The 17,544-nt window shown below is 70.8% G+C and carries 20 protein-coding genes and 4 pseudogenes; 10 read left to right on the top strand and 14 right to left on the bottom strand.

All coding sequences use genetic code 11. From position 1 onward, the window contains the following. Window positions 1-14 precede the first annotated feature (14 nt). Window positions 15-332, top strand: a pseudogene (locus AB0N31_RS04625) (HNH endonuclease family protein); the annotation flags it as partial. Between the two features lie 9 nt (window positions 333-341). Here AB0N31_RS04625 and AB0N31_RS04620 read toward each other — a convergent pair. The 3 genes from AB0N31_RS04620 to AB0N31_RS04610 all read right to left on the bottom strand — a co-directional run bounded on the left by AB0N31_RS04620 (window position 342) and on the right by AB0N31_RS04610 (window position 4,149). After that, window positions 342-779: a hypothetical protein gene (locus AB0N31_RS04620; protein WP_366056879.1), complete on the bottom strand. Its 438-nt coding sequence runs from the start codon at window positions 777-779 to the stop codon at window positions 342-344. A 5-nt stretch (window positions 780-784) separates the two neighbouring features. After that, window positions 785-3,331: a hypothetical protein gene (locus tag AB0N31_RS04615; protein ID WP_366056878.1), complete on the bottom strand. Its 2,547-nt coding sequence runs from the start codon at window positions 3,329-3,331 to the stop codon at window positions 785-787. A gap of 626 nt (window positions 3,332-3,957) precedes the next feature. Continuing rightward, the gene (locus tag AB0N31_RS04610) at window positions 3,958-4,149 is read right to left on the bottom strand and encodes a hypothetical protein (protein ID WP_366056877.1); all 192 of its coding nucleotides are present in this window, start codon (window positions 4,147-4,149) and stop codon (window positions 3,958-3,960) included. Window positions 4,150-4,174: 25 nt separating this feature from the next. On the opposite strand from AB0N31_RS04610, the gene AB0N31_RS04605 reads away from it, so the two are divergent. Next, complete coding sequence (locus tag AB0N31_RS04605; RefSeq protein WP_366056876.1) at window positions 4,175-4,291, top strand: hypothetical protein; 117 nt, start codon at window positions 4,175-4,177, stop codon at window positions 4,289-4,291. Between the two features lie 29 nt (window positions 4,292-4,320). Here the strand turns inward: AB0N31_RS04605 and AB0N31_RS04600 are convergent, their stop codons facing one another. From AB0N31_RS04600 to AB0N31_RS04590, 3 genes are all read right to left on the bottom strand, one after another. Next, complete coding sequence (locus AB0N31_RS04600; RefSeq protein WP_366056875.1) at window positions 4,321-4,668, bottom strand: VOC family protein; 348 nt, start codon at window positions 4,666-4,668, stop codon at window positions 4,321-4,323. A gap of 90 nt (window positions 4,669-4,758) precedes the next feature. Further along, window positions 4,759-5,154, bottom strand: coding sequence for a PPOX class F420-dependent oxidoreductase (locus AB0N31_RS04595; protein WP_366056874.1), 396 nt, complete (start codon window positions 5,152-5,154; stop codon window positions 4,759-4,761). Next, window positions 5,138-5,809: a TetR/AcrR family transcriptional regulator gene (locus tag AB0N31_RS04590; protein WP_366056873.1), complete on the bottom strand. Its 672-nt coding sequence runs from the start codon at window positions 5,807-5,809 to the stop codon at window positions 5,138-5,140. Before AB0N31_RS04590 ends, AB0N31_RS04595 begins: the two co-directional genes overlap by 17 nt. A gap of 105 nt (window positions 5,810-5,914) precedes the next feature. Here AB0N31_RS04590 and AB0N31_RS04585 point away from each other — a divergent pair, with 105 nt between their 5' ends. Next, window positions 5,915-7,081, top strand: coding sequence for an epoxide hydrolase family protein (locus tag AB0N31_RS04585; RefSeq protein ID WP_366056872.1), 1,167 nt, complete (start codon window positions 5,915-5,917; stop codon window positions 7,079-7,081). A gap of 273 nt (window positions 7,082-7,354) precedes the next feature. Next, window positions 7,355-7,711: pseudogene (locus AB0N31_RS04580) on the top strand (hypothetical protein); the annotation flags it as partial. Here the strand turns inward: AB0N31_RS04580 and AB0N31_RS04575 are convergent. Then, window positions 7,662-8,072: a hypothetical protein gene (locus tag AB0N31_RS04575; RefSeq protein WP_366056871.1), complete on the bottom strand. Its 411-nt coding sequence runs from the start codon at window positions 8,070-8,072 to the stop codon at window positions 7,662-7,664. The pseudogene AB0N31_RS04580 and the gene AB0N31_RS04575 overlap by 50 nt on opposite strands. A gap of 94 nt (window positions 8,073-8,166) precedes the next feature. On the opposite strand from AB0N31_RS04575, the gene AB0N31_RS04570 reads away from it, so the two are divergent. Then, window positions 8,167-8,352, top strand: a complete 186-nt coding sequence (locus tag AB0N31_RS04570; protein WP_366056870.1) for a winged helix-turn-helix domain-containing protein — start codon at window positions 8,167-8,169, stop codon at window positions 8,350-8,352. Continuing rightward, the gene (locus AB0N31_RS04565; RefSeq protein WP_366056869.1) at window positions 8,349-8,885 is read left to right on the top strand and encodes a transposase; all 537 of its coding nucleotides are present in this window, start codon (window positions 8,349-8,351) and stop codon (window positions 8,883-8,885) included. Before AB0N31_RS04570 ends, AB0N31_RS04565 begins: the two co-directional genes overlap by 4 nt. Window positions 8,886-8,980: 95 nt before the next feature. Here the strand turns inward: AB0N31_RS04565 and AB0N31_RS04560 are convergent, their stop codons facing one another. Together AB0N31_RS04560 and AB0N31_RS04555 are read right to left on the bottom strand one after the other, a co-directional pair. Further along, window positions 8,981-9,394, bottom strand: coding sequence for a hypothetical protein (locus AB0N31_RS04560; protein WP_366056868.1), 414 nt, complete (start codon window positions 9,392-9,394; stop codon window positions 8,981-8,983). Window positions 9,395-9,511: 117 nt separating this feature from the next. Next, entirely contained in the window at window positions 9,512-9,739 is a 228-nt protein-coding gene (locus AB0N31_RS04555) for a hypothetical protein (RefSeq protein ID WP_366056867.1), read from the bottom strand. A 344-nt stretch (window positions 9,740-10,083) separates the two neighbouring features. Between AB0N31_RS04555 and AB0N31_RS04550 the strand changes: the two are divergent. After that, a pseudogene (locus tag AB0N31_RS04550) lies at window positions 10,084-10,840 on the top strand (IS6 family transposase). A 37-nt stretch (window positions 10,841-10,877) separates the two neighbouring features. On the opposite strand, the pseudogene AB0N31_RS04545 reads toward AB0N31_RS04550, so the two are convergent. After that, window positions 10,878-11,135: pseudogene (locus AB0N31_RS04545) on the bottom strand (AAA family ATPase); the annotation flags it as partial. A 348-nt stretch (window positions 11,136-11,483) separates the two neighbouring features. Beyond that, on the bottom strand, window positions 11,484-13,268 hold the full coding sequence (locus tag AB0N31_RS04540; RefSeq protein ID WP_366056866.1) for a protein kinase: 1,785 nt from the start codon (window positions 13,266-13,268) through the stop codon (window positions 11,484-11,486). A 67-nt stretch (window positions 13,269-13,335) separates the two neighbouring features. On the opposite strand from AB0N31_RS04540, the gene AB0N31_RS04535 reads away from it, so the two are divergent. Together AB0N31_RS04535 and AB0N31_RS04530 are read left to right on the top strand one after the other, a co-directional pair. Further along, window positions 13,336-13,620 (top strand): DUF6207 family protein, encoded by a 285-nt coding sequence (locus AB0N31_RS04535; RefSeq protein ID WP_366056865.1) that lies wholly within the window; start codon window positions 13,336-13,338, stop codon window positions 13,618-13,620. Window positions 13,621-14,064: 444 nt separating this feature from the next. Further along, window positions 14,065-14,343, top strand: a complete 279-nt coding sequence (locus tag AB0N31_RS04530) for a hypothetical protein (protein WP_366056864.1) — start codon at window positions 14,065-14,067, stop codon at window positions 14,341-14,343. Window positions 14,344-14,348: 5 nt separating this feature from the next. On the opposite strand, the gene AB0N31_RS04525 is transcribed toward AB0N31_RS04530, so the two are convergent. The 3 genes from AB0N31_RS04525 to AB0N31_RS04515 all read right to left on the bottom strand — a co-directional run bounded on the left by AB0N31_RS04525 (window position 14,349) and on the right by AB0N31_RS04515 (window position 16,588). Continuing rightward, window positions 14,349-14,861, bottom strand: a complete 513-nt coding sequence (locus tag AB0N31_RS04525) for a hypothetical protein (RefSeq protein WP_366056863.1) — start codon at window positions 14,859-14,861, stop codon at window positions 14,349-14,351. 379 nt (window positions 14,862-15,240) lie between these two features. Next, window positions 15,241-15,735: a transposase family protein gene (locus tag AB0N31_RS04520; protein ID WP_366056862.1), complete on the bottom strand. Its 495-nt coding sequence runs from the start codon at window positions 15,733-15,735 to the stop codon at window positions 15,241-15,243. 457 nt (window positions 15,736-16,192) lie between these two features. After that, window positions 16,193-16,588 (bottom strand): hypothetical protein, encoded by a 396-nt coding sequence (locus AB0N31_RS04515; RefSeq protein ID WP_366056861.1) that lies wholly within the window; start codon window positions 16,586-16,588, stop codon window positions 16,193-16,195. Between the two features lie 324 nt (window positions 16,589-16,912). On the opposite strand from AB0N31_RS04515, the gene AB0N31_RS04510 reads away from it, so the two are divergent. Beyond that, window positions 16,913-17,494, top strand: coding sequence for a phosphotransferase (locus AB0N31_RS04510; protein ID WP_366056860.1), 582 nt, complete (start codon window positions 16,913-16,915; stop codon window positions 17,492-17,494). Window positions 17,495-17,544 lie beyond the last annotated feature (50 nt).

The raw sequence follows: 17,544 nt of genomic DNA, 5'->3' as shown, positions 1-17,544 counted from the left end.
CGGAGTGCGGATAACACCTGGTGCCGCTCGCCGAGGCCTGGGACTTCGGCGCCTCCGCCTGGACCGTCGCCCGGCGCGAGGCCTACGCCAACGACCTCGGCCAGGCCGCCAGCCTCGCCGCCGTCACCGCCCGCTCCAACCGGAGCAAGGCCGACCAGGACCCCGCCCAATGGCTGCCCCCGGCCCCGGACGCGGTGTGCCGGTGCATCTCCGAATGGACCGCGACGAAACCGCGCTGGAATCTCACCGCCGACCAGACCGAACACGACCGGCTCACCGAACTCGCCGACGACTGCGGCGACACCACCGTCACCTACACCCCCGCGGCGTAGAGCGACGGCTCAGGTGCGGGCCCGGCCGCCAGAACGACGGCCGGGCCGGCTGTGGTCCCAGGTTCCGCCGGCGGTTGTCCAACGGCCTGCGCCGGGTCGGCTGCGCCCGGCTGCACCGCGGGCCCTGGCCCGCAGCCGTGACCCGACGGTCAGCACGACCACCCCGGTCACCGCCCCCGCGCAGGTGGCCGACGAGTCCGCGGCCAGCCGGTCCAGGTGTGCGCGCAGCGGGCCGAGCAGCACGAACACCACCAGCGACCCGGCCAGGCCGGCCGCCGCACCGGCGGCCCAGTCGCGGTGCCGCTCCCACCACCAGCGGGCCAGCACCATCACCACCGGTGCCTGAACCGGGCCGGTGTCCTGGCCCAGCAGGGTCAGCGCGGCGTACGCCAGGACGCACACCACGGCACAGCCCAGCGTCGTCCGGGCGGCCTCCGGCCAGGTCACCGGTTTCAGGTGCGCACCACGAAGTAGAGCCAGCCGCCCCACGTGCTCACGTTGCTGAGGTCCTTCGTGGAGCGCTCGTACGTGGGGCGGACGCGGAACTTCTGGTTGAGCGCGTTGGTGAGGCTGAGCTGTGCCTTCGCGCTGCTCGTCGACGACAGGGCGTAGCAGCCCGACGTGGTGAGCGTGTGCCAGGCGCCGCTGTAGTACTGCTGGACCTGGAAGCGCTCGCACTGGCCGGCCTTGTTGGGCGTGACGGTCGCGGTCACCGTGGGCTTCACAGTCTTGTGGAAGACGCGGTAGGTGATCCCGCTGTACGTGGTGCTCGTGTAGTAGCCGCCGAGCGCCGTCGCGATCTTCACATAGCCGTTGACGGCGCGGGCGGCCGTCGCGGGGGCGTAGCGGTAGTCGCCCGCGAAGGACGCGGTGAAGGTGGTGTTGCGGGTGATCTTGTAGGTGGTCCTCAGGTTGCCGTAGGTGTCCACGGTGCCCGTGGTGAGCAGGGTCTTCGTCCCGCCGTAGGGCGTGGCGTAGATCGACACCGTGCGGCCGTTGTACGTGGTGCCCAGGTGCGCGGTGACGGTGGCCGTCGCGCCGTACGCGTACGAGGAGGCGTTGCCGGCGACGGTCAGGGCGGTCGCCGCGCGGGAGACCTGGACGGTGGCGAGCGCGGTGGCCGCCTTGTGGGAGGCGTCGCCGGGGTAGGTGACCGTGTAGGTGTTGGCGCCGCCGATGTCGGGGGTGTCCTTCACCGTGATGGTGCCGTCGGCGGCCACCGGCGTGGTCCAGGTCACCGGGGTGCTGTGGGCGGCGTCCTTGCGGGAGACGGTGACCGTCCGGCCGGCGGCGTAGGGGCCGTCACCGAGCTTGCCGCCGAAGGACAGGGCCGCCCCTCGGACGGCGGTCGCCGGGGCGTTCAGCGTCAGCGTCGGGGCGTACGGGGCGACCATGATGCTCATGGCGCTCTCGGACGGCTGGTGGGTGGCGTCCCCGGCGTAGGCGAAGACGTACATGAACGAGCCGGCGGCGCCCGGGGCGTCGGTGACGGTGAACTGGAGGGTGGCCGGGTCCACGGGGACGGATCCCAGGGGCACGGTCTGCTGGGTTGCCTCGTCGCGCCGGGCCACCTGGACGGTGGTGCCCTGCGGGAAGGTGCCCAGGCCCAGCTGGGCCATGAGGCGGCCGGTGAGGACGACCGAGCCGGGGTTCGCCGAGGTGATGTCGGTGCCCACGACATCGGTCGGCAGCTTCGCCACGTTCACGCTCAGCGAGGCCGTCGCGGGGCGGTGGGTGGCGTCACCGGCGTACGCCACCTGGTAGGCGTAGGTGCCCTCGTCCTGGCGGAGGTCGGTGAACGTGAACGTGCCGTCCGCGCCGAGTGTGGTGCCGGGCAGGGCGGTGCCGTCGCGGGTGACCTTCAGCGCGGCGCCGGCCGGCAGGAAGCCGCGGGTGCTCAGCGAGCCACTGACCGTGTACCGCTCGGTCGGCACCGCGTACTGCGGGTGCCGCAGGGCGAGTTCGGTGTCCGTCAGCTTCGGGGCGTCCAGCACGTTCAGGCTGTGGGCACCCGAGGAGTCCTTGGTGACGGCGTAGAGGGTCGTGCCGTCGGCGCCCCACTCCAGGCCGTCCGGGGCGAGCGTGCCGGACGGCAAGGTGAGGTGGTTCTCGGCGAGGGTGTTCGTGCCGGCGTACAGGTAGACGCCGGAGGTGCCGGCGACGGCGACCGTGCCGTCGGTGTCGACGGCCACCGAGCCGGGCGCGGAACCGGAGCCGCCGGTGAAGTACGCGGCGGGGTCCGCGGCCGCGAGGTCCGTGCTGCGGTACGCCCGCAGGGCGAGCTGCTGCGGGGCGGCCAGCAGCACCCGCGTGCCGTCGCCGGTGACGGCGAGCCCGGTCGCCGTGCCGCCGTAGACCAGGGTGTCCGCCTTGACCGACGCCGTGCCGGAAGCGACGTTGAAGGTCGCCACGTGGCTGAGGCTGCCCTGCGGTTCCTCGGCCGCGAGCACGTCGCCGCCCGCGGCGAGCAGCGGTGCGGTTGTCCACTGCGACAGGGCCGGCTGCGGGATCGCCGCCGGCGCGGGCGCGGACGGGTCGACCGAGCCGATGCCGCCCTTGCCGTCGGCCGTGTAGCCGTACCAGACGCGGCCGCCCGCCACCGCGACGGAGACCGGGGAGCTGCCCGCGCCGGTGGACCAGCGGGCGGTCTCGGTGAGCGTCGCGGTGTCGATCGCGGCGATCGCTCCGCCGTCCGCCAGCGCCGCGTACAGCGTGCCGCCGTCGGGCGACAGCGCCAGACCGGTGGCGCCCTGCTCCCCCGCAACGGTGGTGACCGGGGTGCCGGACAGATCGGTCACCACGATGCCGGCCGAGCCGACACCCTGGCTGACGAAGACGTGCTGGTGGGCGGGGTCGACCACCAGGTGCGCGTAACCGGACAGCGGCAGCGCGGCCACGTCGTCGGCGTACGCCGCGGAGCCGGCCAGTCCGGCGGTGACGGTGGTCAGGCCGGCGACGAGCGAGAAAGCCACGACCAGGGAGGCCTGTTGGAGGCGCATGAGGCTCCTGTGAGAAAAATGGAACAAACAGTCGGACGATAACCCGCCGACTCGACACGCCCGGAAGCAGGGGCCCACTACGTGCGGGCAGCGCGCGCGACGACTTCAGCCGGGACTTCGGCGCCTTCACCTGGAGCTCCGCCCGACGCGAGGCCTACGTCAACGACCTCGTGGCCAGGAGGCCAGTCTCATCGCCGTCACCGCCCGCTCCAACTGCAGCAAGAGTGATCAGGATTCGGCCCAGTGGGGCCCCGGTTCCAGGGGCGGTGTGCCGGTACGTCCCCGAATGGACCGCGAGGAAGCTGCGCAGTGTGCTGGCGCTCGTCCGGCGCCGAGATTCGAGGGAAGGCCGACCGGGTCACGCGGACACGGAGTGAGCCATGACGTGAGCGTCTCCCACCGGCTACCGCCGGGAGGACCGGCCGTCCTCATGCCCCGCCCCCGGCCGGACCGGCTGACTCCGCCCGCGGTGCCACCGGCCCCCGCCGCCCTCAGCGTCCCGTCCGGCTCCCCGGCCTGCGGAAACCGCGACGAGTACCACGGCCGACGGGACGGAAGGCCTCGTCGGCGTCGACCCGCCCGACGGCATCTTCCCCGGTATTGACCGGTATTGGCGGGTGCTGACGTCATCCGTCGGTCAGCCGCTGGACGGCCTTGAGCACCTGTCCTGCTCCGTTCTCGGTCACCAGGTGTTGCGCCGCCCTTGCAGCGGCTCGACTGTGTGCCTGCTGCTTCACCACCTGGCCGAGTGAATCGGCGAGCCGTTCGGCCTCAGTGGCATAGCTCAGGTCGAAGGTGATCCCACCGAAGTCCGACAAGATCGACTACAGGGAGCGGCACGCTGTGGAGTGCAGGATCAACCGGTTCAAGAGACACCGGGCGGTGGCCACTCGCTACGAGAAACTCGCCGTCCGCTACGAGGCGACTGTGCTCGTCGCGGCCATCAACGAATGGCTGTGACTCGTATTCCCCTGCAGCCGGGAGAACCGTCAACGGTGTCCCAGTACGTTGACCACCCGGCCGTTGGGGTCACGGACGAAGAACCGGCGCACCCCCCACTCCTCGTCCTGCAGGGGATGAACGATCTCCGCGCCGCTTTCCCGCATGGTCGCGTAGGCCGCGTCCACGTCATCTACTTCGACGCTCACGTCGGGAGTGACCGGTGCGCTCTTGTCACTGGCCATGAAGCTGATCTGTGCCGTCGGACTGGACGGGGACGCGAGCGTCATGATCCAGCCGTGGTTCATGACCTCCTCGAATCCGAGCAGGCCGTAGAACTCCCGGCTCTCCTGCGCAGCCTCCGACTGGACATTGGGTACGACACGGCGAACGGCCATCGGTAACTCCAAGGTGACAACAGACCGGCGTTGAGGCTCTCCAGGAGTACTACGCCACACCAACCGCCGTACGCATTTTCGATACACGCCCTAGGTGCGCGGGGTGTGCAGTCGGTCGGCGGTGATGGTCAGCAGGACGCGTTGCTGCGTTCCGCCGGCGAAACCCGGGTAGGGACGTCCCAGGTACTTGTGCGACAGCGCGTCGATGTGTTCATCGGCTCCCTGCGTGGTGGTGGAGGTGACCCGTCCACGGACTCCCCAGTACCGCGCGGGCGCGTCCGGGTCCGCGACAGCGACAGCGACGCGCGCATCGCGTTCGACGTTGCGCATCTTCTGGTGCGTGGGAACCGTGTTGACGAGGATGTTCTCCCCGTCGGTGTCGACCCAGGTCTGGGTGATCTGGGGTGAGCCGTCCGGCATGAGGGTGGTCAGGAAGCACAGGGCGGGTGTGCGCAGGACGTCGACCAGTTCAGGGGGCAGGGACATGGTGGGCTTGCTCTCCGTTCGGTGATGCCGGGGGGACCGGGGCCTTTTCGGGGTGCGCGTCGGCTTGCTCGCCCTCACGCGGGTGGGACGGTTCGGCATGGCGGAGTCCGGCGAGCGACATGGCCAGTGCACGTCGCCATCGAGTGGGGTCGTGCTGCCGGGAGGCGTCCATCACCGCCCCCACCATGAGGTGGATGGTCTCCAGGTCGCCGGGGGCCACGTGGTCCGGCAACCGACCCGCACCGACCGCGCGTTCGATGAGTTGCCCGGCGAGTTCCGCGATCCTGGCGCACCCCTGGGCCAGCCGGTCGGTTCCCCGTTGGGCACCGCGCAGCAGCTCGCTCAGACCGCGATTGCCGGCTTCGAGCTCGAACTGCCGCTCCATGAACCAGGTGAGGCCGGTCCACGGATCGTCGGCCTGGAGTGCCTGGCGGGCCAGGGCGACCACGGCCTCGACGTGCTCGGCGAACAGGGCGTCCACCAAGTCCTGTCGCTGGGGGAAGCGCCGGTACAGCGTACCCATGCCGCTTCCGGCCGCGCGGGCGATCACTTCGTACGGCACTCCGAGTCCGTCACGGGCCATCAGCTCTCGCGCCGCCTCCAGCAGACGCTGCCGATTGCGCTCGGCGTCACGGCGCAGGGGACGTTCGGTCATGCGCCGAACCTAGCAAAGTTGAGGGCGGCCTCTCAAGTTGAAAACTCCCTCCACTTCATGGGTAGGGTGCATCACCGCACCACCGTCCCGACAAGGAGATCCGTAGTGCCCCCACAGCCCACGACCATCGAGCCGTTCCCCGTCTCGGTCGACCAGCAGGACCTCGACCGGCTCGCTCGCCGACTGGCCGACACCCGGTGGCCGGACCGGGAAACCGGTGCGGACCAGGGCCCTCGGCTGGATCGGATCCGCGCACTGTGCGACCACTGGGCCCGCGACTACGACTGGCGGCGCTGCGAGGACGAGATCAACGGCATCGGGTCGTACCGCACCGTCCTGGACGGGATCGATGTCCACTTCCTGCACGCTCGCTCGCCCGAGCCCTCGGCGCTTCCCCTGCTGCTGTGCCACGGCTGGCCCGGGTCCGTCCTCGAGTTCCGTCACCTGGTCGGTCCGCTGACGGACCCCCTCGCGCACGGCGGCCGGGCCGAGGACGCCTTCCACGTCGTGATCCCCTCGATGCCGGGCTTCGGCTTCTCCGGCAAGCCGGACACCACCGGATGGGGAGTCGCCCGCGTCGCCGACGCCTGGATCGAGCTCATGGACCGCCTCGGCCACCGCACATGGGTCGCACAGGGCGGCGACTGGGGATCCGCCGTCGTCGAGGCGATCAGCCGCAAGGCCCCCAAGGGCTTCCTCGGCATGCACGTCAACCTGCCCCTGGTCTTCCCCACCGCCGAGGAGATCGAGGCGGCGACGCCCGAAGAACAGCGCATGCTGGCCAGGACGCAGCGCTACGAGAGCGTCCTGTCCGGCTACGCGAAGGAGCAGGCCACCCGGCCGCAGTCCATCGGCTACTCTCTCGCGGACTCCCCCGCCGGACTCGCCGCCTGGATCTATACCCTCTTCGAGGACGTCACCGACAGCGACGGCGACCCCGAGACGGTCGTCCCGCGCGACGAGATCCTGGATGACATCATGCTGTACTGGTTGCCGAACGCAGGCCCCTCCTCCGTGCGCCTCTACTGGGAGGCACGGCATGAGCCGGGCGGCACCCCTGAGCCGAATCCCACCCCGGCCGGGTTCAGCATCTTCCCCGGCGAGGCCGTCCAAGCCTCGCGACGCTGGATCGAGCGTCGCTACCCCAACCTCCTGCACTACGGCCGGCTCGACCGCGGAGGGCACTTCGCCGCCCTCGAACAGCCCGCCGCTCTGACCGAGGAGATCCGCACCACCTTCCGGACCGTGCGTCCCGGGGGGCCCACGACCTGAACGGGCAAGAACGGTGCCGGACGCGCATCGCACCACCCCCTCCCATCGGCCCCGCCACCAGTCGTTCCAGACCGGGGACGGGCCCCACGGGCGCCCAGCACGGGGAGGCGGCCAGCAGACGGAGGCCGGCGGACCGGGGGAGCCGGGGCGTGGGGCTCGGGCTTGGTGGCGGTGAACAGCCAGGTGTGCGGCAGCGCGCCGAGCGGCTTGCCCGAGATCCGCAGAGGTCGAACCGGCTGATCGCGAGAGTGGCGAGGTAGCCGGCCTGGGGCGGCGGTGCTGCACGGCTGCACGATCGAGGACGACGTGCCGGTCGGGATGGGCGCCCTGGGCTCAACGGCGCGCGGGTGGGCGCCGCTTCACTGATAGCGGCCGGCACGGTGGTGCCGCAGAGCATGCAGATCCCGCCCGGTTCGCTGGTGGCGGGCGTCCCGGTCAAGGTCAGGCGCGAGCTGACGAAGGCGGGAGCGCCTGGGCGTCACGGCCAACGACGAGGGCTATCTGCTGCTCGCCAAGGCGCACTCGGAGCTGTTCGCGGAGGGCGGCGAAGCGGATCTCGACGGAGCGGGCTCTATGCGGGTCAGTGCCAGTAGGAGGGCGCAGACGATCCCGAGCTGTTCCAGGAGATGACCAGGAGAATGACGATGATCGCCAACGGGACGGCGACGAGCAGGGCGCACCCGATGTCACCGGGCAGGTTCTTCCTGCGGAGGCGCTGATCGAGCAGCTTGGCCTCGGAGGTGTCGTTCCGCCAGTGCGGCTGGAGCTCCGCGGTGCCGTCGGCGATCGCCCCGGCCACCCGGGCGACGTCCGCGGGGTGATACGTGCGCCACTTGCTCTCGCCCCAAGTGGAGTGCGACACATGGAGGTTGTTGCGGACTCCGTTGGCATTCGCGGTGGCGTACAGACAGGTCGCCCGGATGGTCGGCCAGGCTCGGGCCAGCTGCCTCTCGGTCAACCAGGCGACGTGCTCCGGTTCGACTGCTGCCACGGGCGCACCTACTCTCGGCTCGCAAGCAGTCTCTCCCCGCTCCGGCCGGATAGGCAACACACTCTTCTCCTGCTGAGGTTTTCGGGGCCTGTCGGTGGCGACGGTGCGGCGGCTGCTGAAACGGCACGGCTGGTCCTGGCAGGCGCCTGCCCGTCGTGCGCTCGAACGCGACGAGCACGCGGTGGAGTTGTGGGAGAAGGAGGTGTGGCTGCAGGGAAAAGCCTCTCGGCGGCCCATGGGGGCTGGATCCTCTTCGAGGACGAGGCCGGATTCTCGATGACGCCGCCACGGGCCCGGACCTGGGGGCGACGTGGCCGCACGCCCGTTGTCCGCGTCCGGGGCAGATCCCGCCGCAGGACTTCGGTCGCCGCGCTGTGCTGCCACAAACCCGGCGAGAGCGCCAGACTGATCTATCGGCCCCGTCGCCATCTGCTCCTGAAGGGGGCACGGAAAAGCTTTTCCTGGCAGGACTACCGCGACCTGCTCGTCCGTGCACACGTCCAGCTCGGCGGCCCGATCGTGGTGGTCTGGGACAATCTCAACACCCACCTGGCGTCCGGGCTGAAACGGTACGAGGCCGAGCACGACTGGCTCACCACCGTCCGCCTCCCGCCGTATGCACCCGACCTGAACCCCGTCGAGGCCCTCTGGTCACTCGTACGCCGGGCCATGGCCAACACCGCCTTCGACACACCCGACGACCTCGACCGTGTCCTCCGCCGGGAGCTACGCAGGATCCAGCTCCGCCCCCACCTGACCGACGGCTGCCTCACCACCACCGGCCTGACCCTCGCACCACCGACCCCGCCCTGAAAACCTCAGCAAGCACTTCCGCTCGTGGAGGCCGTCGAACGAGGTGAGGGAGACCCGGCCGGGGTGATGGGGCCGTACGGCCGGGCGCGCGGTGATCAGCCGTTGAGCGGGAGATCGTAGCGGGTCCACGGAGACCAGTTGCCGTCGTGGTCACGGTTGCGGCCCCAGTACTCTGCGGTCTGGTCGTAATAGAACACCCTGAAGGTCCAGGGATCGCTGGTGTCGTAGTCGTAGGCGCGCGCCGTGCTCCACGCCTTTCCGCCCATGGACATCCATCCCGACCAGTCCCCGTCGGAGTCGGTCCAGCGGGTCCACACCGCACGGTCGGTACCGACGACGAATTCCTGCTTCGTACCGTCGGGCAGCTTGTAGCTGGTCACGCCGTATTCGCAGAGGTAGATGCCGCCTCCGCGCGAGCAGTTACTCGCCTCGGCCGGCGTGGCCACCACCGAGACACTCGCGACCGCGGCGGCCGCAATCACGGCTGCCTTGAACTTACGGACCAGCATGACTCTCTCCTTCGGACGTGCGACCGGCCCGTTCGGGCAGGCACGCGGTGCTGACAGCAGACTCTCCACCTCGTGGCCATCCTCATCTGGACATGACGCTGGCCAAAGAGACAGGACCTAGGCGCGCGGCGTCCGCCGACCCATGCCCCACTCGCCGAGCGGCGCGGCGAGGTCGGAATCGGACAGCTGGTAGCCGAAGACCACGGTCGCGTGCGGGGTGGGGGCGGAAATGGGCCGTCCGTGGTCCGCCTCGGACGCCTGGCCGGTGGCCGCGGCCACGGCCGCGATGACGACGCCACCGGCCATGGCCATGGCACCGGCAAGCGAAGTGATCTTCTGCTTCATGTTCGCTCTTACCTTTCGCTCTGCTCGACATTTCCCGCTTTTCATTCCTGGACCACCGAGAGGGGCCAGGCGGGGACGCTGTGCGTCGGCGGTGGGGTTGTCCGCCGGTGCGGGACAGCGCCTCTGCGGCGGGCCCAGTCGATCACGGTGGACGGGTACGGTCCCAGGCAATTCCACCTGCAAAAATACGGTCGGTGTTCTTCTGCCGGGCCTCGGAGCTGCTGCACCGGCGCAGTTGCCGCTGTACCGTCGTGGCCGCGCTGCCGATGCCGGGTTATCCATCAGGGGTGACCGAGGGCGTCGAGCATGTTCGGGGGCACTGCCAGGTTGATTGACCGGTTGGGATGATCTTCGGATTGATCACGGTGGGAGGGAGATCGTCCGTGGGGAGTGCGTCGGCGTCGTACAGGGGGGCGCCGGTACCCGGTCGAGGTGATCCCCCCTGCGTGTGGCTGTATTTCCGGTTCCCGCTCGGCTTCCGCGAGGTGGAGGAGCTGATGCTGCAGCGCGGCGTGATCGTCTCCCATGAGACGGTGCGGCGATGGTGCGCCACGTTCGGCCGGGCCTACGCCGGCGGACTGCGTCGCCGCCGGCCCCAGCCCGGCGACACATGGCATCTGGACGAGGTATTCGTCAAGATCAACAGCGCGCTGAGGTACCTGTGGCGAGCTGTCGACCAGGGGGCGACTGCTGGACATCCTCGTGCAGGGTCGGCGGGACAAGGCTGCCGCCCGGTGTTTCTTCCGCCGCCCGATGAGGAAGACCCGCGCGGCGCCGCGGGTGACGGTCACGGACAAGCTGTGCTCCTGCGGCGCCGCCCACCGCGAGGTCATGCCCCAGGTCGAGCACCGCTCCCACAAGCGATCGAACAACCGGGCCGAGAACAGTCATCAACCGACGAGACAGCGCGAACGCGCGATGAAGATCTTCCGCAGCGTGGGCGGGGCGCAGCGCTGCCCGTCCGCGCTCAGCGGCATCTCGGCCCGCTCCCGCCCTCGCCGTCACCTGACGACAGCCTCCGACTACCGAGCCGAGACGACCGTCCGCTTCGCCGTCTGGGAGCAGATCACCTGCGCTGCCGGCTCGCCCACCACGGCCTGAAGACCCGCCCGGCCCCAGGGCCCATCACGCCCCAACGCGCCGACAGGAACTCGCGCAGCACCTCTACGAAGGCCGGCTCGCCCGTGTCGCCGAAGCCGCGTAGGTCGGCATGGAGCAGCCCGTCGGGATATCCGGCACGGCAGCGGTGGGCCCAGTGCAGCACGAGGGCCGTCTTCCCGACCCCGGCGGGCCCGACGACCAGACAGACGGGCGCCTCGCCTTCGGCAGCACGCGACAGAGCGGCCGGTTCCCCCGCCCGCCCGTGAAAGCCGCGAGGCGCGCGCGGCAGCAGGTCGGGTGCACCGGTCGGCGTGACATCCCCGGCCATCGCCTGAAGCGGGCGGTGTGGCAGCTACGAGCCGTCCGACGCGTGGGGTGAAAGAGGGCGCGGCGTACCCAGATGCTGTTCAACCCGGCGGTGCACTTCGCGGCACCGGTGCAGGTCGGAGAAGCGGGCCGACTTCCCCTTCGGCGGCGGCAACAACCGGTACTGCGTCCTCGACACCATCGACGTCTGGACCGAAGACCCTGGCCTTCTCAAGATGGCCACCCTCACCGACAGGGAGACCGGCAAACTATCAGCCCGACCGGCGGCCCTCGTCACCCGATTCCGTGGCTCCCGCGCCGCCCCGGCGGTCGCCGCTCAGGACGTGCCGCGGCTGTGGTGCAGGGCCGTGGGCGCACCGGCGGACTGGCTGCCCTCATCACCGAGGCTGATGGTGTCGGCAGCGGTCAGCTGGACCACGTACAGGTGGCCGCTCTCGCACTGCAGCGAGGTGTCCGAGCGGTTGGTCGCGTGGCTGGTGGCCGCGACGAACGTGGCTGTCGTGCCACGCACCGACCGTAGTTCCAGGGCTTCCGTGCAGCCGACCTCGCGGCCGGTGCCGGCCTCTTTGATGTTGCTGACCTGTTTGCCGGCCAGTTCGCCCACCTCGGCGGTGTGCAGGGTGAGGGTCACGGTGAACGACTCGGTGCGCGGGTGCTGTTGGCCGTCCGCGTCAGGGTTGCCCGGCCCCGTGCCGGTCCAGACGCCCGCCCATGCGGCGGAGAGGGCGGGTGCGGAGGACGAGGGGGGCGGGGAGACCGTGGAGCCTTCACCGGCCGCCTCCTTGCCGAACGGGTTCCACAGCAGGACGCCGGTCACCAGGGCGGCCACCGCGAGAACGGAACCGGCGACGGTCCAGCGGACGCGGCGGCGTGCGCCCCCCTCCCTGTGGGGGGTGCAGGCACCGTGCGGCCCGCACCCGGCCGGCCCGGCGGTGCCGGGGGCGAACGGGCCGTACGGGGTGAGGGTGTCCGGGGCTGCCCGGCCGTAGGGGGCCGGGGTGTCGGGGGGCGTCGAGTAGGGCGCGGCAGGGATCGCGTGGTCGAGGGACGGGGTCAGGGACACCGCCCCGGCGGTCGTCGGCGCGGGCGGTCTCCCGCCGGCGGACGTCACCGCGTCCGACGGCGCCTGCCCCTGGCCGTGCTGCGGTACCGCGCACCGGTGTGCGCCCTCCTCCTCGCGGGTTGCGAGGTCGGCACCGAGTCCGGGCGGGAGCGCGTCCTTCCACGCGTCGGCCGCCGGAGCGGGCCCGCGCTCGTGAGCGGCCGACCGTGGGTCGTCCGCGGCCCGCCCCCGGCGCAGCCGGGCCGCCAACTCGGCGCTGTGCGGCCGGTCCTCGGGCCGCTTCGCCAGGCAGTCGCGGATCAGCGGGGCCAGTTCGGCCGGTACGCCGTCCAGGCGGGGTGGCTCGTGGACGATGCGGTAGAGCAGGGAGGCGGCCGAGGGCTGTTCACCGGGATGCTCGAAGGGACCGGTGCCGGTCGCGGCGAACACCAGGACCGCGCCCAGGGAGAAGATGTCGCCCGCCTCGGTGACGGCTCCCCCGGCGGCCTGTTCGGGAGCGAGATAGCCGGGCGAGCCGATGACACCGCCGGTGCTGGTGTGGCGGGGGTCGTCGGCGGCCCGGGCGATGCCGAAGTCGATGAGCATGGGCCGGTCGCGGCCGAGCAGGACGTTGGACGGTTTGACGTCCCGGTGGGTGAGCCCGCAGGCGTGCACGGCGGCCAGCGCCGCGGCGAGTTCGGCGGCCAGGGCGCGCAGGGCGGCGGGCGGCAGCGGCCCGTGCCCGGCGACCCAGTTGGAGAGGGCAGGCGCGGCGACGTACTCGGTGGCCAGCCACAGTGGGCGGTGGCCGGGCGGGCTGAAGTCCACCACCGAAACGGTCCACGGGGAGCGGACGCGGTCGCTGGTGCGGATCTCCCGGGCGAAGCGCCGCTCGAAGTCCGGGGCGGCGGTGAGGTCGGGTCGGACCGTCTTCAGCGCCAAGGGGCGGCCGGTCGGCGTGCGCGACAGGTAGACCTGCCCCATACCTCCCGCGCCGAGCCGTGCCAGCAGCGGATAGCCGCCGATCGTGGCCGGATCCGTGCTCTCCAACGACTGCACGTACGCCTCCCCCTGGTCACCTCACCCCGTGACGGAAAAGCAGGATAGTGGGCGGCCCGGCCGGGGTATGTGCGCGGACTACGCCACCGTCAACGGCAACTGGGCGGCCTCACCGTCGACGAATGCGACCAGCGCGCCCACGAGCGAGTCACCGCCGACTGACGCGGCGAGCCCCTTCCCCGCCGCCACGACACCGCGCTCGGCATCCTGGAGCAGCTCCCGGCCAGGCTCCCTGCAACAGAAGCTGGCCGTGGTGGAGGTCGCGGCCGCGAACCGCACGAGCCGGGAGCGCGGCCAGCCGGGGGTGCGGCTGCGTTGCTACCTGGACCTGCGCCAGGAGCCCGGCCCGTAGCGGCTCGCGCGGTGCCGGCCGTGGGCTGGTCAGGGTGTGTCGCCGGAGTAGTACAAGCGGCAGCTGACGCCGGGGCCGGGTGCCCGGGGTTCGCCGGGGCGCGCGTCGCACAGGGCGCGGCCGCCGGGTCACCGTTGGACCACGGCATCGGAGAGGGCGCGCATGGCGGCGTACTCGCGGCCATGACGGTCGCCGAGGCAGTGGTCTCGGCGCGTCCGCGCTGGCTGAGCCGCCGACTGCCCGCCGCCCAGTGGGTGCCCCTGCTGAGCGCGCCGCTGGCCGTGACCCTCGCCGCCGCCACCCTCGGCGGACCGTGCCGTGGGCCGTGGTCGCGCTGCTGTGCGCGTTCGCCGCGATCACCGGGTTCGTGTGCCCGGTGCAGCGTAAGCTCGTCAACGACGCCGTCCCGGCCGACGCACCACGCTGCTATCCGTGGAGAGCAATATGGATCGCAGGGTGTGCGCACGGGCGGCGGTCGCCGCGGGCGCGTATCCCACGGCCGTCCGACTCGACGCCCTGCTGTGGCACAGCGCCGCGGTCACCTGCGTCCTGATCCCGGCCCTGCACCGAACCCGCCGGGCGGGCGAGCCCCGGACCGAACACTCCACCGCCCGTACACCCACCCCCGGCTCCCACGTCCCCCGGCCATCGGAGCAGCCGGTGTCCCTGCCGGCGGACGAGGGCGCCGCCCAGCCGCCCCTGGGTTCCCGCCGAGGCCGGTGAGTGCATCACGGAGTGCGATCGTGGACGTCCGTCGGCCGGGGCGGGGACCAGCCGTGCTGGACGCCGTAGGGCTCGCGGTCGTCCGTCCTGGTCACCACCGGGGTGTCGAAGCCCTGCGTGAGGACCAGGCTGCGCAGGGTGCTGCAGCCGAGCAGGACGGTTCCGGCCGCCGTGAAGAACAGGACGAACAGGTCGTCGTACCCCCGGCCGTCCCCCGTGCGCACCACCTGCACCAGGCCCCAGCCGCTCAGCACGGCCAGCACCGCCCAGACCGGCCACAGCAGCCGGTGCACACGTCGGCGACGCCGCACATCGGCCGCCGACCCAAGGACGACCCGCACGCGGGCGCCGCACTGCTCACAATGCTCGCTCCGCTCGTTGGTCCGGTCGGCGAACCGGTCCAAGCTCCTCACCTCCGCGCCGACCAGTGTCTTCGTCTGGGTGCTGTCCCCGACATGCCGCGTGACGTAGGTGTGCGTGATGCTGTACCGGAATCTGTCCGAGATCTCGCTCGCCACGCTGCCTCCCTCTGCGCTGGTATCGCCCAAATCCCTTCCCCGTCCGGGCCGTTCGCACCCGCAGGCCACCGACGACGCTGACCCCTTCGCTTCCCGGAGCCGATGGTGGGCAGCCTGGCGGCCCGGCTGCCATGTCGGGTCGCGCCGGGTTCTGCTGCCCGGCGTCGGGTCGGAGTCTCACAACGCGCGAAATTCGCTGGTGAGGGCAACACCAGCCCCATGCGCCCCCCTGTACAGGTCACGCCCATTCCATGCCCAGCTTCCGAGGTGCGTCGAGCTGTTCGGAGGCGAGTTTGTCATGTTTCGCGCGGGTCTTCGATGTCCATGCGCCTGGCTTGACGGTCACCGGTTCCGTCTCGCTGTCGACCGCGATCTCCTCTCAGCGGGCTCCGCGGGAGAGGCTGTTGTCCTTCCTGCAGGGCACCTTCAGGTGATCGTCCACGACGGGGGCGTTCTTCTTGAACTTGCGGTGCGGCGGGGTGACCATCCGGCTGCCGGTCTGCGCGCCCGGACCCTGGTGACCGGCATCGGCGAGGATCTCCACTGCGGGACCGTCGGCCAGGAGCTCGACCAGCCCCAACCGGCGGGCGTGGGTGATGCCCGCGCAGCTTCTGGGCCTGGTCGGGCTGCAGAGGCGCACCCGCCCGTCCTCGTCGGTGACCACCATGGTTTTGACGGCGTTCTGCTTGCTCTTGCCGGGGACGAACGTGTCCCGGCCCTTGCGTCCGGCGGCGGGCCGGCGGGCCCGGATCTCGGTACCGTCGGTGATGCCGGTCTTTCCGCTGACGCCGAGGTGGTCGACGACCTCGGCCAGGGTCCCCAGCCGCACCCCCGAGCTGATGGTGCAGCCGCGTTCGGTGAGCAGCGGTCGCACCTCGCCGATGGCGCGGGTGATGGTGGAGCGGTCCCCCCGAACCAGCAGGCGAGCACGTCGTGCGTGACCCCGTGCCGGAGGCGCACGAGGGTGGCCGGGAGCCGGTCGACGAAGACCGGTCGGTGCTTCGCGCCGACACCGATCACCCGCTTCCGGAGCCTGGACGCAAGCCTGGCCTGGTGCCGTTCATGCCACAACGGACCCAGCTCGGCCACGAGTTCAGAAATCACATCGGCCGGCAGGCCCGTGATCCTCCGGCCGCTGATGGTCGCTGCACGAGACACGTTCCCCACCACACGACCATGATCGACGATTGGAAACGCGACCTCTCACCGCCTACCGTGCACGAGCTCGTCAGCCAGCTGAGTCGAAGCACGATAGTTGTCACCAAGGCAGGCGTGCTGTCGTCAGGGCCACCGGACGGCGAGTGCTGAGCAGGGTTCTGGACCGTACGGTCTCAGCTGTCCACCCCGGCTTCCCACTTGCGTCGGCGCAGTACGTGGTCGCTGAAGAGGTGTCGGCTCTGGTCGAGCAGTTCACCCACCTCTGCGTCGCCGCGCCGCCCGTCCGGCGACGGATGCCAGCGCTGCACTGATTGCGCGGCCCAGGTGCGCAGTTTCATATCCGGGTCCTCGAGCAGACCGACCGCCGCCCGTAGCGCCACGGTGCCGCCGCGCGCGTCGAGCAGCCGGAACGCGCCGACGCGGACGTGCCGCGGCCGATCGGTACGGGTGCGCTCCAGCAGCCAGTCGGCGGGCAGTTCCTTGGCCGAGGGCAGCAGGGCGGCGGCGGTCTCGCGGACGACACCGGCAGCAGGGTCGTCGAGGAGTGGCCACAACTGAGCCTCTGCCAACTTGAAGTCGCAGGTCAAAGGACTGGTGTGGCCGATCCTCGGGATACTCACGCTGGCCGTCGGCGGCTGTCTGCGGAGTAGATCATCTGGCGGAGTTGTCTCGGGGGCGGATCAAGCGTCAGGACAAGTTATTGAGCATTGAAGGTAGTGATCGGGCAGGGTGGACGGATGCCTGAGTCGTTTTTGCCCGGAGGTTTTGTCAATGCGGTTGTTCGTGTCGGGGAGACGGTGCGCCGTCCAGCGTCGGCTCGCACGAAGTTCGTGGGTGATCTGCTGAGGCTGTTTGAAGCCAGTGGCTGGAGTGGTGCTCCGCGGTGTCTCGGTGTGGACGACGAGGGCCGTGAAGTCCTCCGTTACCTCGATGGCCACGTGGCATGGGAGCCGCAACAACCTGTCGCTGTGTCATCGGACGAGAGTCTGGTGACGGTCGCCCGGCTCGTGCGTGAGTTCCACGACCTGACGGCCGGCACCTGGCTGGCCGGAGACCAAGAGGTCGTGTGTCACAACGACCTGTCGCCCAAGAACACCGTCTATCGCCTGTCCAGCGGCGAGCTTCGCCCGACGGCATTCATCGACTGGGACCTTGCTGCGCCTGGCGCGCGGATCCACGACATCGCTCATGTCTGCTGGCAGTACCTCGATCTGGGCCCTTCGGTCACCGACGTCGAGGAGACAGCCCGGCGCATGAGGCTGATCGTCGACAGCTACGTGCTGCTGGACCGGCAACGTCTCGTGTCCACGATCTTGTGGTGGCAGGACCGGTGCTGGCGGGGCATCAAGACCCAGGCCGATACGGGTGACGTCGCCATGGCACGGCTCCGTGACGCAGGGGCGGTGACGCAAGTTCAGGCGGCCTATCAGTGGGTTTCCGATCATCGGGCTGCATTGGAACGCTCAGTGCGGTGAGCGCGTGGGCAACGGCCGCAGTCGGTTCGCTGATTCCGTCCCGTGGCAGT

The organism is Streptomyces sp. NPDC051051 (assembly GCF_040682975.1).
GTDB lineage: Bacteria > Actinomycetota > Actinomycetes > Streptomycetales > Streptomycetaceae > Streptomyces.
This window is presented reverse-complemented; position numbering and strand designations above follow the sequence as displayed.

Excerpts from the sequence above, each read along its gene's own strand:
- AB0N31_RS04615 (WP_366056878.1), bottom strand. The coding sequence starts at position 3,331 with ATGCGCCTCCAACAGGCCTCCCTGGTCGTGGCTTTCTCGCTCGTCGCC.
- AB0N31_RS04600 (WP_366056875.1), bottom strand. The coding sequence starts at position 4,668 with ATGGCCGTTCGCCGTGTCGTACCCAATGTCCAGTCGGAGGCTGCGCAG.
- AB0N31_RS04595 (WP_366056874.1), bottom strand. The coding sequence starts at position 5,154 with ATGTCCCTGCCCCCTGAACTGGTCGACGTCCTGCGCACACCCGCCCTG.
- AB0N31_RS04590 (WP_366056873.1), bottom strand. The coding sequence starts at position 5,809 with ATGACCGAACGTCCCCTGCGCCGTGACGCCGAGCGCAATCGGCAGCGT.
- AB0N31_RS04565 (WP_366056869.1), top strand. The coding sequence starts at position 8,349 with ATGACGCCGCCACGGGCCCGGACCTGGGGGCGACGTGGCCGCACGCCC.
- AB0N31_RS04560 (WP_366056868.1), bottom strand. The coding sequence starts at position 9,394 with ATGCTGGTCCGTAAGTTCAAGGCAGCCGTGATTGCGGCCGCCGCGGTC.
- AB0N31_RS04555 (WP_366056867.1), bottom strand. The coding sequence starts at position 9,739 with ATGAAGCAGAAGATCACTTCGCTTGCCGGTGCCATGGCCATGGCCGGT.
- AB0N31_RS04535 (WP_366056865.1), top strand. The coding sequence starts at position 13,336 with ATGTGCGCGGACTACGCCACCGTCAACGGCAACTGGGCGGCCTCACCG.
- AB0N31_RS04530 (WP_366056864.1), top strand. The coding sequence starts at position 14,065 with ATGGATCGCAGGGTGTGCGCACGGGCGGCGGTCGCCGCGGGCGCGTAT.